Origin of the sequence: Carboxydocella sp. JDF658 (assembly GCF_002049395.1) — a bacterium.
Lineage (GTDB): Bacteria > Bacillota.
Map to the genome: position 1 here is coordinate 1 of NZ_BDLR01000045.1, position 15,435 is coordinate 15,435.

At 50.4% G+C, this 15,435-nt stretch carries 16 protein-coding genes and 1 pseudogene; all 17 read left to right on the forward strand.

The annotated features are described in order from the left end of the window. Nucleotides 1-237 (forward strand): annotated as a pseudogene (locus JDF658_RS14425) (hypothetical protein); the annotation flags it as partial. A 65-nt stretch (nt 238-302) separates the two neighbouring features. Further along, nucleotides 303-776, forward strand: a complete 474-nt coding sequence (locus tag JDF658_RS08050; protein ID WP_078665928.1) for a chemotaxis protein CheX — start codon at nt 303-305, stop codon at nt 774-776. Next, the gene (locus JDF658_RS08055; RefSeq protein ID WP_200803493.1) at nt 770-1,951 is read left to right on the forward strand and encodes a M20 family metallopeptidase; all 1,182 of its coding nucleotides are present in this window, start codon (nt 770-772) and stop codon (nt 1,949-1,951) included. Before JDF658_RS08050 ends, JDF658_RS08055 begins: the two co-directional genes overlap by 7 nt. Nucleotides 1,952-1,986: 35 nt before the next feature. Then, nucleotides 1,987-2,289, forward strand: coding sequence for an alpha/beta-type small acid-soluble spore protein (locus JDF658_RS08060; protein WP_079907134.1), 303 nt, complete (start codon nt 1,987-1,989; stop codon nt 2,287-2,289). Between the two features lie 37 nt (nt 2,290-2,326). After that, a complete protein-coding gene (locus JDF658_RS08065; protein ID WP_078665930.1) occupies nt 2,327-3,160 on the forward strand; it encodes a hypothetical protein in 834 nt (277 codons plus the stop codon). An 88-nt stretch (nt 3,161-3,248) separates the two neighbouring features. Next, the gene (locus tag JDF658_RS08070; RefSeq protein ID WP_078665931.1) at nt 3,249-3,995 is read left to right on the forward strand and encodes a polysaccharide deacetylase family protein; all 747 of its coding nucleotides are present in this window, start codon (nt 3,249-3,251) and stop codon (nt 3,993-3,995) included. Then, nucleotides 3,986-4,849, forward strand: coding sequence for a DMT family transporter (locus JDF658_RS08075; protein WP_079907136.1), 864 nt, complete (start codon nt 3,986-3,988; stop codon nt 4,847-4,849). Before JDF658_RS08070 ends, JDF658_RS08075 begins: the two co-directional genes overlap by 10 nt. A gap of 106 nt (nt 4,850-4,955) precedes the next feature. Further along, a complete protein-coding gene (argC, locus tag JDF658_RS08080; RefSeq protein WP_079907264.1) occupies nt 4,956-5,990 on the forward strand; it encodes an N-acetyl-gamma-glutamyl-phosphate reductase in 1,035 nt (344 codons plus the stop codon). A 15-nt stretch (nt 5,991-6,005) separates the two neighbouring features. Next, a complete protein-coding gene (gene argJ / locus JDF658_RS08085) occupies nt 6,006-7,235 on the forward strand; it encodes a bifunctional glutamate N-acetyltransferase/amino-acid acetyltransferase ArgJ (RefSeq protein WP_079907137.1) in 1,230 nt (409 codons plus the stop codon). A 12-nt stretch (nt 7,236-7,247) separates the two neighbouring features. Beyond that, nucleotides 7,248-8,111: an acetylglutamate kinase gene (gene argB / locus JDF658_RS08090; RefSeq protein WP_078665935.1), complete on the forward strand. Its 864-nt coding sequence runs from the start codon at nt 7,248-7,250 to the stop codon at nt 8,109-8,111. A gap of 12 nt (nt 8,112-8,123) precedes the next feature. Beyond that, a complete protein-coding gene (locus JDF658_RS08095; RefSeq protein ID WP_079907139.1) occupies nt 8,124-9,290 on the forward strand; it encodes an acetylornithine transaminase in 1,167 nt (388 codons plus the stop codon). Between the two features lie 242 nt (nt 9,291-9,532). After that, nucleotides 9,533-10,306 (forward strand): LamB/YcsF family protein, encoded by a 774-nt coding sequence (locus JDF658_RS08100; RefSeq protein ID WP_078665937.1) that lies wholly within the window; start codon nt 9,533-9,535, stop codon nt 10,304-10,306. A gap of 25 nt (nt 10,307-10,331) precedes the next feature. Further along, on the forward strand, nt 10,332-11,552 hold the full coding sequence (locus JDF658_RS08105) for an NRAMP family divalent metal transporter (protein WP_078665938.1): 1,221 nt from the start codon (nt 10,332-10,334) through the stop codon (nt 11,550-11,552). A 58-nt stretch (nt 11,553-11,610) separates the two neighbouring features. Further along, on the forward strand, nt 11,611-12,351 hold the full coding sequence (pxpB, locus tag JDF658_RS08110) for a 5-oxoprolinase subunit PxpB (protein ID WP_079907141.1): 741 nt from the start codon (nt 11,611-11,613) through the stop codon (nt 12,349-12,351). Between the two features lies 1 nt (nt 12,352). After that, complete coding sequence (locus JDF658_RS08115; protein WP_079907143.1) at nt 12,353-13,402, forward strand: biotin-dependent carboxyltransferase family protein; 1,050 nt, start codon at nt 12,353-12,355, stop codon at nt 13,400-13,402. Nucleotides 13,403-13,418: 16 nt separating this feature from the next. Then, nucleotides 13,419-14,204: a putative hydro-lyase gene (locus JDF658_RS08120; protein ID WP_375804199.1), complete on the forward strand. Its 786-nt coding sequence runs from the start codon at nt 13,419-13,421 to the stop codon at nt 14,202-14,204. A 166-nt stretch (nt 14,205-14,370) separates the two neighbouring features. Continuing rightward, nucleotides 14,371-15,435 (forward strand): glutamine-hydrolyzing carbamoyl-phosphate synthase small subunit, encoded by a 1,065-nt coding sequence (gene carA, locus JDF658_RS08125; protein WP_079907145.1) that lies wholly within the window; start codon nt 14,371-14,373, stop codon nt 15,433-15,435.

Below are 15,435 nucleotides of genomic sequence, written 5' to 3' on the forward strand. Positions count from 1 at the left end.
GGGGTTCATGTGGAAATAACCTGTCTTTTGGTTACTGATGAAAACGACAGCCCGGAGCAGATCGAGGCGCTGGCAAGAAGGCTGGCAGATCTATCTTCTAAAATCCCACTTCATCTATCCCGCTATTTTCCCCGGCGCAGTTTAACAGCACCACCCACTCCGTTGGAGAGAATGTATGAGGCGCAAGCTATCGCCTCGCGCTATTTAAAATATGTTTATTTAGGTAACTTGCCCTGAGCAGCAGGAAAGAGGGGCGGCAGTGTCGAAATAGCCAGTAGTTTGCCTGAAAGGACGGGAGAGACTTGCAAGCGGAGTTGATTAATCCTTTTATTATAGCTGCCAGAGAGGTTTTGCAACAGGAAATAGGCAGTGATGTACAGATAGGCCAGCTTAGTCTGGACAATCATCTCTTAACAAGCAGGGAAGTTAAGGTCAATATTGCCATGACCGGAGATGTAGAAGGCCTGATTTTTTATGGTCTGGACCAGCATCAGGCTTGCCAGCTGGCCAGCCTGATGCTGGGGGAGCCTATAGGTGAATTTAATGAAATAGTGTATAGTGCGGTGGCAGAAATGGGAAATGTGATTTCCGGCATAGCCACCCGGGAACTGGAAAGGGCAGGTTATACTACTGATATCAGTACCCCTGTCGTGCTGGTAGGAGAACAGGCCAAAATCAATTTGGTGGGCTTAACCTATCTGGTGGTGCAGCTAACTACTGCCGTTGGGCCCTTAACTTTGTTAGTAGCTTTGCGAGGAGTGAAAAATAATTGCTAAAGGATACCGGGGAAAGAATTTGTACATGGTTGCAGGAAAATCTTAGTACCTGGCAGGACTTAAGCCTGGCTATTCACCGCCATCCAGAACTGGGCTACCAGGAGTACTTTGCCTGTAAATTGTTAACTGAGGCATTGGCTGCTGGTGGCTTTACCGTACAAAAAGGCATAGGTGAGATGGAAACCGCCTTTTGGGCCGAATGCCAGGGCAAGGGGACCGGGCCAACCCTGGCTTTGCTGGCGGAATATGATGCTTTGCCGGAACTGGGCCATGCCTGTGGCCATAATATAATCGGGGTAGCAGCAGTAGCAGCAGGGCTTGCTCTGGCCCGCTTTCGGTCAGAGTGGTCGGGACGGATCGCAGTAATAGGCACGCCGGCGGAAGAAACCGGGGGCGGAAAGGTGATTCTGGTACAGAAGGGTTATTTTCAGGCCGTGGATTTTGCTATGATGATTCATCCGGCTGACCATTTTTGTGCCCAGGTTACATCAACGGCGATGGATGCGATTGAATATGTTTTTTACGGCAAACCAGCCCATGCTGCGGCCAGTCCCCAGGAAGGAATCAGTGCCCTGGAAGGGGTTATTCAACTATTCAATAATATTAATGCACTGCGTCCCTATTTACCCGATGGGGTAAGGATCAATGGCATTATCACAGAAGGGGGCATAGCTCCCAATATTGTTCCGGAACGGGCAGTGGCGCGGTTTTATATTCGAGCCAAACAGAGAAACTACCTCAATACCCTGGTGGAGAAGGTACATAACTGCGCCCGGGGAGCAGCCCTGGCTACTGGCTGCAAGGTGGAATGGCATAATTTTGAATTATCCTATGACGAGATGTGTACTAACCAGACCATGGCCCGTATTTTTGAGCAAAAGTTACGCTATCTGGGAGTGGAACAGATACGTTCTGGACGGGAAGGCATGGGTTCCCTGGATATGGGCAATGTCAGTCAGGTAGTACCGGCTATTCATCCCTATGTAGCCATAGGGTCACTGGGGCTAACAGCTCATACCCAGGAATTTGCTCAGGCGGCGGGTGGACCGGGGGGCTTAAATGGATTGCTGCTGGGCGCACAGGCAATGGCTTTAACAGCACTGGAAATCTTAAACAAGCCTGCCTTGCAAAAACAGATTCGTAGTGAGTTTGAAAACCGGGGTTCCTGCTCATAATAAAATTGACCAAGTTCCGAAAGGAGGCTGGTTAAATGGCACGCCGAAAACGCAAGGACCCGGTTACCGAAGCGGCCCTCAAACAATTGAAGTTTGAAGTGGCTCAGGAGTTGGGAATTCCTCTGAATGAGGAGGATAACGGGGACCTGACTACCAGACAGGTAGGGAAAATCGGCGGTACCATGGTTAAACGGCTGATTGAACTTGGTCAGCGGGCGCTGGTGGCAGAATATGAGGCGCGGCAGCGGCGGTCGCAAATGCGGCTGGTTCATGCCCAGCGGCGGCCTCAACTGGCTGCACAGGCCCTGGGGGTGCAGCGGCTCCGGGCGATTCGCTAGGGGTGCGCTCCCCTTTCTACTGCAGAGGAGGGAAAAGATGGCTACTATCCTTAATTTGCTCTGGCTGGTTTTTATGATTATGGCACTGGTGCCCATGTTCAATCAGCGGCGCCTGGAGTTGCAGCGTGTGCGTTTAATGCGGGAAATTGAGTTAAAAAGGGGTTCTCGTTTGATCACCCTTATTCATCGTCAGGAATCCATTAACCTGCTGGGCATACCGATTTCACGTTTTATCAATATTGAGGACTCAGAGCAAGTTTTGCGGGCGATCCGGCTTACACCCGAAGATATGCCCATTGACCTGGTTCTGCACACACCAGGGGGCTTAGTACTGGCCTCAGAGCAAATTGCTTCTGCTTTAAGCAGGCACAAAGCCAAAGTAACAGTATTTATTCCCCATTATGCCATGTCAGGGGGGACGATGCTGGCATTATCGGCAGACGAAATCGTGATGGATGAAAATGCGGTCCTGGGCCCGGTGGATCCCCAGATCGGTCAGTACCCGGCTGCCTCTGTTATTAAAGTAGTAGAGGAAAAAGGGAAGGAACATTGTAAAGACGAGACCCTAATTCTGGCCGATATTGCCAGAAAGGCAATGAATCAGGTGGAGACCAAGCTCAAGGAAATTCTGGCCGATAAGTTTCAGCCTGAGCGGGCAGCGGAACTAGCGAAAATTTTCAGTGAAGGTCGCTGGACTCATGATTATCCTATTTCTTATGAACAGTTACGGGAACTGGGGTTACCAGTCTCCACGGCCATGCCCCGGGAAATTTATGAACTGATGGAGTACTATCCTCAACCGCCTCAGCGTCGTCCTTCTGTACAGTACATTCCCCTGCCATACTTTGAAGACACCCGTAAAACCAGGTAATTCGACATTCCAGCAAAAAACAATGGCCAGCCAGTACTAGCAAGGCTATAATTAACATAGACGGATAACCAGAAGGGCGGAGATAGCCATGAAAAGACGCTACTGGATGGTTTTAACTTTTTTGCTGGTTTACCTGGTCTGGCGGGTCTTGCAACCCCAGCTGATGCAGGCTATGGCCAGTGCCCATCTGCTGGGAAGGATAGTGATTTCTGCCCATACCCAGGGGGAGAAGCTGGTTGCTCTGACCTTTGATGATGGCCCTGATCCCCGTTTTACTCCGCAAATACTGGACATCCTTCAGCAATATCGCGTTCCTGCTACTTTTTTTGTCATTGGTCAGGCGGCACAGGATCACCGGGACCTGCTGGAACGGGAAATAGCTGAAGGACATGAGATTGCCAACCATACTTTTAGCCATCAGGATATGGTGGCGATGAATGAGCAACAAATTGCTCTGGAAATAGATATGACCAATTCTCTGCTGGAGCGTATCACCGGTAAAGTGCCGGACTACTTTCGGCCGCCCCGGGGACGGTTTGACTGGCGGCTGATCGAAGCCTGTGAGCTCAGAGGACTGAGGATTGTTCTCTGGACAGTGGGCATTGAAAATCACACGACCAGAACACCTGAGGCAATGGCAGACCGGGTAGTGGCTAAAGTTTATCCCGGGGCGATTATCCTGGGGCATGATGGCCGTCTGAACCGAATCAAAACGGTGCAGGCTTTGCCGCTCATTATCACCAGACTGCGGGCCCAGGGCTATCGCTTTGTTACTTTGAGTCAGTTGCTAGATACTGAGAAAGAGATAAGAAATGGGGAGGAGTTATGGCGTTAGCAGGTTTGATTATAGCTACTCTGGCTATATCGTCAGCCGGGCTCTGGGCTAAACTGGCAACGGCCCATGGCCTGGTTATCGCTTTTTATCGGGTCTTTTTTGCTGTAATACTTTATCTGCCGCTGATGGTAAGGCACTGGCGGGAGCATAACGGAGAGATAAAGCCAAAGTTTTGGTTTTGGCCGGTACAGGCCGGAATTTTTTTAGCCCTGCACTGGAGTACCTGGTTGCAATCATTTAAATATACCTCGGTGGCAATGGCTACGGTACTGGTGGCTACCCATCCGATTTTTGTTCTCCTGGGGAGTCGACTCTGGCTGGGGGAGAGATTACCGTCCGGGAGCTGGTCTGGCATCTTTTTGGCTATTCTGGCTACTGCCGGTTTGAGCTGGCAGCAGATGCAAGGAACTGGCGGGGATTTACGGGGGGAAATGCTGGCTTTGTTTTCAGCGGTTATGGTATCAGCTTATTTTTTGATCGGGAGGAAATGTCGCCAGTACCTGACAGCACTGAATTACAGCTTTTTAGTTTATAGTGCCTGTGCCCTGTTTCTGGCTCTGGCCATTCTCTTTTCCCCTTATTCCTTTACCGGCTATTCCCGGCAGGACTGGCTGGCGTTCCTGGCGCTGGCTCTTTTTCCTACCCTGCTAGGACATAGCCTTTTGATGTGGGCGCTAAAATTTTTGCCAGCAGGACTGGTTTCCCTTACCGCCCTGAGTGAACCGGTGGGAGCTACTCTGTTAGCGGCTCTGTTTTTACATGAGGTTCCTTCCCTTGAACAGGGGATATGGCTGGGCTTGTTATTGCTGGGGATTGCCTGGACAGTTTTTGCCAGCAGGCAAAAGATGGTATAGCATTATTGCGGAAATGGCTCCGGCAATAACCGGAGTCCTTTTTTCTTGCATTATTATGCAGAAATGATGTATAATTATAACATGTTATACAGGGGGGATCGGTGTGATAAAAGTTGGTATTGTTGGTGCCACCGGTTATACTGGCGCAGAACTGATCAGAATCCTTCAGGGTCACCCGGAGGTAAAAATAGAGGTTTTAACCAGTCAAAGTTATGCAGGTCAGGAAATTGCCCAGGTGTTTCCTCAGCTTTCACCCTTAGAGCTACCGGTACTGACCGAGCAGGAACAGGACAAACTAACTGAGGTGGACGTGGCTTTTTTGGCCCTGCCCCATGGGGTTTCCATGCCCATTGCCGCCCGTTTGCTGTCAGCCGGGGTGAAGGTGATTGATTTAGGTGCAGACTTTCGCTTAAAAGATGCCGTGGCCTATCAAACCTGGTATGGGCTGGAACATTCATACCCGCAGTTGCTGGCTGAAGCAGTCTATGGCTTGCCGGAACTGAAACGGGAGCAGATAGCGGCTGCCCGGCTGGTGGCCAATCCCGGCTGTTATCCCACCAGCATTTTGCTGGCCCTGGCACCGGCACTGAAACATGGTCTGCTCCATCTCGATACCATAATCGCCGATAGCAAGTCCGGCGTATCCGGGGCTGGCCGGGGTGTGAGCCTGGGAGTGCACTTCAGTGAAGTTAACGAAAACTTTAAAGCCTATAATGTCGGGCAGCACCGGCATACGGCGGAAATCGAGCAGGAACTGGCGGTCCTGGCGGGAAAACCCCTGACCATCACTTTTACTCCCCATCTAGTACCCATGACACGGGGGATTTTGAGCACTGTCTATGCTAAGTTACGACAGAATCTGGAGGAAGAAGAGATCAGGGCTATCTACCGGGACTTTTACCGGGGAGAACCTTTTGTTAAGGTACTGGAGGCAGGTCAGTATCCCCAGACCAAGTGGTGTGCGGGAAGCAATCGAATCTTTATTGGTTTGAAAAAGGATGCCCGCACCGGTCGTTTAATTCTGGTCTCTGCCATTGACAATCTGGTCAAAGGGGCCAGCGGGCAGGCAGTACAAAATATGAATATCCTGTTTGGTTTGCCGGAAACCATGGGCTTAGAAGAAACAGGGTTGTGGCCATAGAAAGGGGAAAGGAAAATGCGGGATTGTCCAGGAGGAGTATGCGCACCCCGGGGCTATCAGGCGGCCGGGGTAGCGGCAGGGATAAAAAAGCGGGATAGTGACAAAAAAGATGTGGCAGTGATCATCAGTCAGGCACCGGCTATAGTAGCCGGGGTGTTCACCACCAATAAAGTGCAGGCGGCACCTGTCCTGTGGTCAAAGGAAGTGGTTAACCGTGGCCAGGCGCGGGTCATTGTCGCCAACAGCGGTAATGCCAATGCCTGTACCGGGGAACAGGGGCTAGCGGATGCTAGAGCGATGGCAACTCAGGTAGCGGCTCTGAGTGGTGGGGAAATAACTGCTGAAGAGGTGATTGTAGCCTCTACTGGAGTAATCGGGGTGCCTTTACCCATGGATGTAGTTGAAAGCGGGATCACCCGGGCCTGGGCTCAACTCAACCCGGAGGGCAGTGGTGACGCTGCTGCAGCTATTATGACCACTGATACCTTTGCCAAGGAAACGGCAGTGGAAATAGAAATTGCCGGTCAACCGGTGCGTGTAGGGGGGATTGCCAAAGGGTCGGGGATGATTCATCCCAATATGGCAACCATGCTGGCCTTTATCACCACTGATGCCCGGGTGGATGGGGCAGCCTGGCAAGCTTTGCTCAAGGAAGCGGTGGACCAGACCTTCAATATGGTTACCGTCGATGGCGATACCAGTACCAATGACATGGTAGTTGCCCTGGCCAATGGCCTGGCCGGGCCTGAGTCGGCCCTGGCCCCGGGGCAGCCGGGCTGGGAAGAGCTGACTCTGGCAGTAACGGAAGTTTGTCGCCGCCTGGCCATCGCTATTGCCCGCGATGGGGAAGGGGCTACCAGATTGCTGACTGTTGAGGTAACAGGGGCAATTTCCCTGGCGGCAGCCCGGCTGGCGGCCAGAACGATTGCCGGTTCCAGTCTGGTGAAAAGCGCTATCTTCGGCGCTGATGCCAACTGGGGACGGATTATGGCCGCTCTGGGTTATTCCGGTGCGGAATTTGACCCCCAGGCAGTTTCCATTAGTTTCCGGGCCGGGGAAAAGAGTTTACTGGTATTCCAGGAAGGTGCACCGGTGCCTTTTGCGGAAGAGGAAGCCCGGGCTCTGCTGGCAGAAAAAGAAGTGACCATCGAAGTAGATCTGGCGCAGGGGAGAGAAAGGGCCACCGCCTGGGGCTGTGACTTAACCTATGATTATGTCAGGATCAATGCTGATTATCGGACCTAAGGGGGGAGCGGGATGTTCAATATTATCGATAAAGCAGCTGTGCTGGTGGAAGCCTTGCCTTATATCCAGAAGTTCCATGGCAAAATCCTGGTTATCAAATACGGAGGCCATGCCATGGTTAACCAGGAGCTGAAAGAGGCGCTGATCAAGGATATTATATTGATGAAACTGGTGGGCATGCATCCCGTCCTGGTTCACGGGGGCGGACCGGATATAACCACCATGTTGCAAAGGCTGGGAGTTGAATCCCGGTTTGTGGGAGGGCAACGGGTTACTGATGATCAGACCATGGAAGTAGTGGAAATGGTGCTGGGTGGCAAGCTGAACAAGGAACTGGTGGCCCTGATCAATAAAAACGGGGGCAAAGCTGTGGGCCTAACGGGCCAGGATGCTAACCTGTTGCGGGCTGTACCCAGAAAAGGGCCTCAGGGCGAAGATCTGGGCCGGGTGGGAGAAGTGGTCCAGGTGCAGCCAGAACTGGTGCTGAATTTGATCAGCCAGGGCTATATTCCGGTAATCGCCCCTATTGCTGTGGATAGTGATGGCAAAAGCTATAACGTCAATGCCGACTATGTGGCCGGGCAGCTGGCCGGGGCCCTGCGGGCAGATAAGTTTATTTTGCTCACCGATGTGCCCGGCATATTGCGGAATGTCAATGACCGTTCCAGTTTGCTGTCAGAAGTAACCCTGAGCCAGGTGGAGGAACTGCAAGCAGAAGGGATTATCAAGGGTGGCATGCTGCCCAAGGTGGAATGCTGCGCCGCTGCCATCCGGGCCGGAGTGGAACGGGCCCATATTATCGATGGACGCATCCCGCACGGCATATTACTGGAAATCTTCACAGATGGAGGAATCGGCACGATGGTGTCGGCTTGAGGGGGGAGAGAGATGAACAAAACCGACGAGCTGATAGCTTTAGGCAAACAATATGTGATGAACACCTATGGAAGGCTCAATCTGGTACTGGCCCAGGGGCAGGGAGCCAGGGTTTGGGATCTAGAGGGCAAGGAATACCTGGACTTTCTAGCGGGAATTGCCGTTAATGCCCTGGGGCACAGTCACCCGGCAGTAGTGGAGGCCATCAAGAAACAGGCAGAAAAGCTGATCCACTGCTCCAATCTTTACTGGATTGAGCCCCAGATTCGGCTGGCCCAGCTCCTGGTGGAAAACTCCTGCGGGGATAAGGTCTTTTTCTGCAATTCCGGGGCCGAAGCCAATGAAGGGGCGATCAAGCTGGCCCGTAAATATGCCAAACTGCATTATGGGCCGGAAAAATATGAAATCATCACAGCTATTAATTCTTTCCACGGCCGGACCCTGGCGGCGATAACAGCCACCGGCCAGCCCAAATACCAGAAGGGTTTTGAGCCGCTAGTGCCTGGTTTCAAGCATGTTCCTTATAATGACCTGCAGGCACTGGCAGAGGCTATTGGCCCGCAAACCTGTGCCATCATGCTGGAGCCCATTCAAGGGGAAGGAGGCGTAGTAACTCCTGATCCCGCTTATTTGTCCGGGGTAGCGCAACTTTGCCGGGAACATGGTCTGCTGCTGATTCTGGATGAGGTACAAACCGGCATTGGACGCACCGGTAAACTTTTTGCCTATGAGCATTTCGGCATCGAGCCAGATATTTTTACATTAGCCAAAGGGCTGGGGGGCGGGGTGCCCATCGGGGCCATTGTGGCCAAAGAAGAAGTGGCAGCGGCTTTTCAGCCCGGGGATCATGCTTCTACCTTTGGCGGCAACCCCCTGGTCTGCGCTGCGGCCTTGGCGACCTTGAACATCATCCTGGAGGAAGGTTTTTTGGCCCAGGTTCAGGTCAAAGGAGAGTATCTGCGCTCCTTGCTGGCTGAGATGGGCCCGGTACGGGGCAAAGGGCTGATGCTGGGTCTGGAGTTGCCGGGACCGGGGGCGGAAGTAGTGGCCCGATGCCAGGAACGGGGGCTGTTGATAAACTGTACTGCCGGGAATGTGCTCCGGTTTGTACCGCCGTTGATTGTCAACGAAGCGGAAATACAGGAAGCTGTCCGCATTTTGAGGGATTGTATGAAGTAAATAAGCTATACCCCCAGGCCAGATCACTGATGTTGGCCTGCTTTTTTTCTGTAGCCCGAACCAGTCCGGAGGCGGCACCGGCTTGCAGTAAATATTCGGCAAGGGATTGGGCAAAGGGAGCAAACTCCTGATCGCCAAACTGTTTCTGGGGAAAGGAATTTAATAATTCAACATAGAATATATTTTTTTCAAAATGGACTAGTGGTCTAATCACAAGGCCAAAGTCTTTAGGGGGAGGGTAAATGAAGTACAGGGTAGATTTAAACAGTGATCTGGGAGAAAGTTTTGGTGTGTATAAACTGGGTATGGATAAGGAGTTGCTGGAAATCATTACTTCTGCCAACATAGCCTGCGGTATGCACGCCGGAGATCCCCGGGTTATGTCCGCTACTGTAAAAATGGCTGTCCAGAACGGGACTGCTATTGGAGCGCATCCCGGATATCCTGATTTACAGGGGTTTGGCAGGCGCAACCTTGCCATGAGTCCGGAGGAAGTGAAAGACTATGTTATTTATCAGATAGGGGCTCTGGAAGCTTTTGCCCGGACTATGGGTACGACCCTGCAGCATGTTAAGGTCCATGGCGCTTTGTATAATATGGCTGCCAGGGATTACAAGCTGGCTTTAGCCATAGCCGAAGCTGTGAAAGCTGTAAACCCGGATCTAATTTTACTGGCACTGGCTAATTCGGAGATGGTTAGAGCAGCTAAAGACATAGGCTTGAAAGTAGCTGAAGAAGTTTTTGCTGACCGGGCTTATAACCCCGATGGCACTTTAGTAGCCAGAGGTACGCCTGGAGCCATGATTCACGAAAAAGCCGTGGCTATTCCCAGGGTGGTTCGGATGGTCACGGAAGGCAAAGTCACAGCTATCAATGGCGAAGATATTGACATCAAAGCTGACAGCATTTGTGTTCACGGGGATAATCCGGAAGCCCTTGCTTTCGTGAAAGAAATTCGGACAGCACTGGAAGAAGCCGGTGTTTCCGTTGAACCCTTGGCTAATTTCATAATCTAATAAAGACAAGAAGGGGGAAAGTTTGATGGCAGATTTCGAAATCAAGACTAAAACAGGAACAGCAGGGAAGGCTAGTTTAGGGGCGCTCCTGGGGGCGGCCTTCCTGATGGCTACTTCAGCCATCGGACCTGGGTTTGTGACTCAGACGGCCGTTTTTACCCAGCAGTACATGGCTAATTTTGCTTTCATTATCTTAGCTTCAGTTATTCTGGATATTGGAGCCCAGATGAATGTTTGGCGCGTTATCGCTATATCGGGTATGCGCGGCCAGGATGTAGCCAATAAGGTACTGCCGGGTTTGGGTTATTTTGTTGCTTTCCTGGTGGCTTTAGGTGGGTTGGCTTTCAATATCGGTAATATTGCAGGTGCCGGTATGGGGATGAATGTAATGTTTGGCATTACTCCTGCTATGGGGGCCATTATTTCCGCAATGATCGCTATTTTTATCTTTTTATCCAAAGAAATGGGCAAGGCCATGGATGCATTTGCCAAGGTTTTAGGCGGTCTAATGATTCTTTTAACCTTATATGTAGCCATTATAACCAGGCCACCTGTAGGTGAAGCCTTGCTTCGTACTTTTGTTCCAACTGAAGTGCCTCTCTTACCCATTATCACCTTATTGGGTGGCACAGTGGGTGGATACATTACTTTTGCCGGTGGTCATCGCCTTATTGATGCAGGTATTACCGGTATTGAAAATTTGCGTGAAGTTACCAGGGGTTCTGTGACAGGTATCATTATTGCATCTGTCATGCGGGTGGTTCTTTTCCTTGCTGTTTTGGGGGTAGTTGCTGCAGGGCACAAGCTGGATCCGGCCAATCCGCCTGCATCAGCTTTCCAGTTAGCTGCAGGAAATATCGGCTATAAGCTGTTTGGTGTTGTTTTCTGGTCGGCAGCTATTACCTCTGTGGTGGGGGCAGCTTATACTTCCGTATCTTTCCTTCGCTCGCTGGCTAGCACCTTTGAGAATAATTACAAGTGGTGGATTATCGCCTTTATTGTAGCTTCTACGGTAATTTTTGTAACTATTGGTAAGCCAGTCAAGCTCTTGATTCTGGCCGGTGCTTTAAACGGTCTCATTCTTCCCATTACTTTGGGAACCATGCTCATCGCTTCCAAACGGAAAGATATTGTAGGGGAATACAAACAGCCTACCTGGTTGATGCTCTTCGGAATTCTTGTTGTTATTGTAGCTATATATGCAGGAGTTCTTTCTCTAAAAGGCATCACAGATTTATTTAAATAAAAGCTGAAAAGGGAGGCTTTGCCTCCCCTTCTTAATCACCATTAGCGGGGGTGATTTCATGTATGATAAGGCCAGGTTTCTTCCTGCTGGGGATAAAGGGGTGGTGGTAGAGTTTGGCAATTCTATCAGTAAGGAAATCAACAAAAAAATTCGTAGCTTGATGTTAGCTATAGAACAGGCTGAATTACCGGGCATAATGGAACTCATACCTACCTACCGCTCTTTACTGGTGCTTTATGAACCCTTGGCCTGGAAATATGGTGATTTAATCCTTCAACTTGAAAAAATCGAAGCCAATCTAGGTTCATTAAAACTTCCCGAGCCCCAGGTTATTTTATTGCCTGTGGTATATGGCGGGGAATATGGACCTGATTTAAACTTTGTCTCTGAACATGCGAAATTGACTCCGGAAGAGGTTATTAAAATTCACACGGGGACAGATTATTTAATTTATATGCTTGGATTTACTCCCGGATTTCCATACCTGGGTGGCATGGATGAACGCATAGCTACACCGCGGCTTCAGACACCTCGCACAAAAATTCCTGCTGGTTCTGTAGGTATCGCAGGAAGCCAAACAGGGGTTTATCCTATCGAAAGTCCAGGCGGCTGGCAAATAATTGGCCGTACTCCTGTCAAACTTTTCGACCCTGCCAGGGAAAAACCCGTTCTCTTACAAGCAGGAAATTATGTGCGTTTTTATCAAATAACTCCCGAAGAATACCAGGAAATAGCCCAACTGGTTGAGAAGGGCCAGTACATTGTTAAATCCGAGAATTATAGTGAGAAGGAGGTTTGACATGAGTTTTATCAGGGTTATAAAACCAGGCCTCCTGACAACGATACAGGACCGTGGACGGTTCGGTTATCAACAGTGGGGTATTCCTGTGGCCGGAGCCATGGATGAATACGCTTTGCGTATAGCCAATCTTTTGGTAGGTAATCCGGAAGGTGAGGCATGTTTGGAAATTACTCTCCTGGGACCCACCCTGGAATTCCAGGCTGAAGGCGTAATTGCCCTGACAGGGGCTGATCTGGGAGCCAGGTTAAATGGCCAGGATCTTCCTCTCTGGCAGGCTTTACAAGTCCAAAAAGGCGACAAACTGGAATTTACGGGTGTGAAGGCAGGATGTCGTGCCTATTTAGCGGTAGCCGGAGGGTTTGAAGTTCCGGTAGTGATGGGCAGTAAGTCTACATATGTACGTGGACAGATAGGCGGTTTTGCAGGGAGGAGTTTACGTAAGGGAGATGAAATTGGCATAAGGGTTCCTCGGGTAGATTTAAGGAGATTGATCAATCGAACGGTACCCAGGGAGTACCGGTATGAATTTACCAATCCCATCCTGGTACGGGTTGTGCTGGGTCCCCAGGATGATGCCTTTACCGAGGACGGAATTAGAACCTTTTTGGAAGGGCAATACCAGGTAACTAACGAAGCTGACCGTATGGGGTATCGCCTGGATGGTCCCAAAATCCAGCATAAGACAAGTCCGGATATTATCTCTGATGGTATTGTCATGGGTTCTATCCAGGTCCCCGGGCATGGTTTGCCTATTATTATGATGGCTGACCGACAAACTACCGGGGGTTACACGAAAATCGCCACCGTTATTACCGCAGATTTAAACAAAATAGCCCAGGCTAAGCCGGGAGATGCAATCAGGTTTCAGGCTGTTTCTATTGAGGAAGCCCATGAGATTTACCGGGCCTATGAAGAAAAAATTCGCAACGTCAAGGATAAATTTATTTTTGCTCAAAAAGAGCCCTTCACAAGTAAGAAAGGGTTAAAGAGAACTATGCGTATATGGGTAAATGGTACGGAATATATAGTCGAAATAGAAAGATTATGAGAGGAGGAGAAAAATGCTGGAATTATTTCATGCTAAACCTGAGGAGGTCAGGGGAGCCATCCGCAAAGGGGAAATAAACAGACCGACAGCGGGGATGTGTGCAGGGTACGCTCAAGCTAACCTTGCTGTTTTACCGAAAGATTTAGCCTTTGAATTTTTGCTCTTTTGTCAAAGAAATCCTAAACCCTGTCCGGTCCTGGATGTTACAGAGGTGGGCTCTTTTGAGCCTGTTTTAACAGCCCCGGGTGCTGATTTGCGCACGGATATACCCAAATACCGTATTTATAAGTATGGCCAACTAGTTGATGAGACTAGTGATATTTTAAATTATTGGCGAGAAGATCTTGTTGCTTTTCTTTTAGGTTGCAGTTTTACCTTTGAGAGTGGATTGCTTCAAGGGGGGATTCCGGTCCGTCATATTGAAGAAGGCAGGAATGTACCCATGTATATTACCAATATACCCTGCAAACCTGCAGGAAGGTTCAGTGGCCCCATGGTAGTAAGTATGCGTCCTATACCTTATCAACAGGTAGTAAAGGCAGTACAAATAACAAGTCGTTATCCAGCTGTTCATGGTGCACCTGTTCATATCGGAGACCCTGTTCTGATCGGAATAAAAGATTTAGATAAACCGGATTTTGGAGACCCTGTCACCATTAAACCAGGGGAAGTACCGGTATTCTGGGCTTGTGGTGTTACCCCACAAGCTGTGGCTATGCAGTCGAAACCACCTTTCATGATTACCCATGCTCCCGGGCACATGTTTATAACTGATGTGCTCAATGAGGACCTGACTGTATAGAGAGATGCCTCATAACAAGACACGTGAAACCATCACGTGTCTTGTTTTACTTTGAAGCGGGGTATTTGAGGGATGAAATCAGACAAAAATCCCCTATTAACCATTGCATTATTATGCAGAAATATTGTATAATTATAAACGAATTAGCTGGTGAGGGGGATTAGCAGTGAAAGGATATTTAGTCCTGGCCGATGGTACAGTCTACGAAGGCACCGCCTTTGGTGCCGTAGGGGAGGCTATCGGCGAGGTGGTTTTCAATACAGGCATGACGGGTTATCAGGAGATATTGACTGACCCGTCCTATTGCGGGCAGATAGTGACCATGACCTATCCATTGATCGGTAACTATGGCATCAATCAGGATGACTTCGAGGCCTCCCGCAGTTATGTCCGGGGGTTTATCGTGCGGGAAACCTGCACCTACCCCAGCAACTGGCGGGCTAAGGAGACGCTGGATGCCTATCTGTATCGCCATCGTATTATTGGTCTGGCAGGCATAGATACCAGGGCGCTGACCAAAAAATTGCGGCAGCATGGGGTGATGCAGGGGCTGATCACCACTTTGCCGGGGACAGTGGCAGAGATGGTGGCCAAAATCAAGCAGGCGCCGCCGGTGTTTGGGCCCCAGCTGGTGCAGACGGTGACTACACCCGAGCCTTATACCATCCCCGGGCCCGGCCCCAGGGTAGTGGTCATGGATTTTGGCGCCAAAGCCAATATTCTGCGCAGCCTGAATAAACTGGGGCTGGAACTGGTAGTGGTCCCGGCGCATGCCACGGCCGATGAAATTATGGCTTACCGGCCGGCCGGGTTGATGCTGTCCAACGGACCGGGGGATCCAACGGATGTGCCCCTGGCCATCAATACAGTGCGCCAACTCCTGGGCGAACTGCCCATTTTCGGGATTTGTCTCGGCCATCAGATCATCGGCCTGGCTTTAGGCGGCAGCACTTATAAGCTAAAATTCGGACACCGGGGCGCCAACCATCCCGTGCAGGATTTACACAGCGGGCGAGTATATATCACCTCCCAGAATCACGGGTTTGCCCTGGCAGCCGATTCACTGCAGCAGCTGCCGGTGGAAATCACCCATCTCAACCTCAATGATGATACAGTGGAAGGGTTAAGGCATAAGGAATTGCCGGTTTTCTCGGTGCAATACCATCCGGAAGCTGCACCGGGACCGGAAGATAATGAATATCTGTTCCAGCAGTTTTTGCAGTTACTTTAA

Excerpts from the sequence above, each read along its gene's own strand:
- JDF658_RS08060 (WP_079907134.1), top strand. The coding sequence starts at position 1,987 with ATGGCACGCCGAAAACGCAAGGACCCGGTTACCGAAGCGGCCCTCAAA.
- JDF658_RS08065 (WP_078665930.1), top strand. The coding sequence starts at position 2,327 with ATGGCTACTATCCTTAATTTGCTCTGGCTGGTTTTTATGATTATGGCA.
- JDF658_RS08070 (WP_078665931.1), top strand. The coding sequence starts at position 3,249 with ATGAAAAGACGCTACTGGATGGTTTTAACTTTTTTGCTGGTTTACCTG.
- JDF658_RS08075 (WP_079907136.1), top strand. The coding sequence starts at position 3,986 with ATGGCGTTAGCAGGTTTGATTATAGCTACTCTGGCTATATCGTCAGCC.
- argJ (WP_079907137.1), top strand. The coding sequence starts at position 6,006 with ATGCGGGATTGTCCAGGAGGAGTATGCGCACCCCGGGGCTATCAGGCG.
- argB (WP_078665935.1), top strand. The coding sequence starts at position 7,248 with ATGTTCAATATTATCGATAAAGCAGCTGTGCTGGTGGAAGCCTTGCCT.
- JDF658_RS08095 (WP_079907139.1), top strand. The coding sequence starts at position 8,124 with ATGAACAAAACCGACGAGCTGATAGCTTTAGGCAAACAATATGTGATG.
- JDF658_RS08100 (WP_078665937.1), top strand. The coding sequence starts at position 9,533 with ATGAAGTACAGGGTAGATTTAAACAGTGATCTGGGAGAAAGTTTTGGT.
- JDF658_RS08105 (WP_078665938.1), top strand. The coding sequence starts at position 10,332 with ATGGCAGATTTCGAAATCAAGACTAAAACAGGAACAGCAGGGAAGGCT.
- pxpB (WP_079907141.1), top strand. The coding sequence starts at position 11,611 with ATGTATGATAAGGCCAGGTTTCTTCCTGCTGGGGATAAAGGGGTGGTG.
- JDF658_RS08115 (WP_079907143.1), top strand. The coding sequence starts at position 12,353 with ATGAGTTTTATCAGGGTTATAAAACCAGGCCTCCTGACAACGATACAG.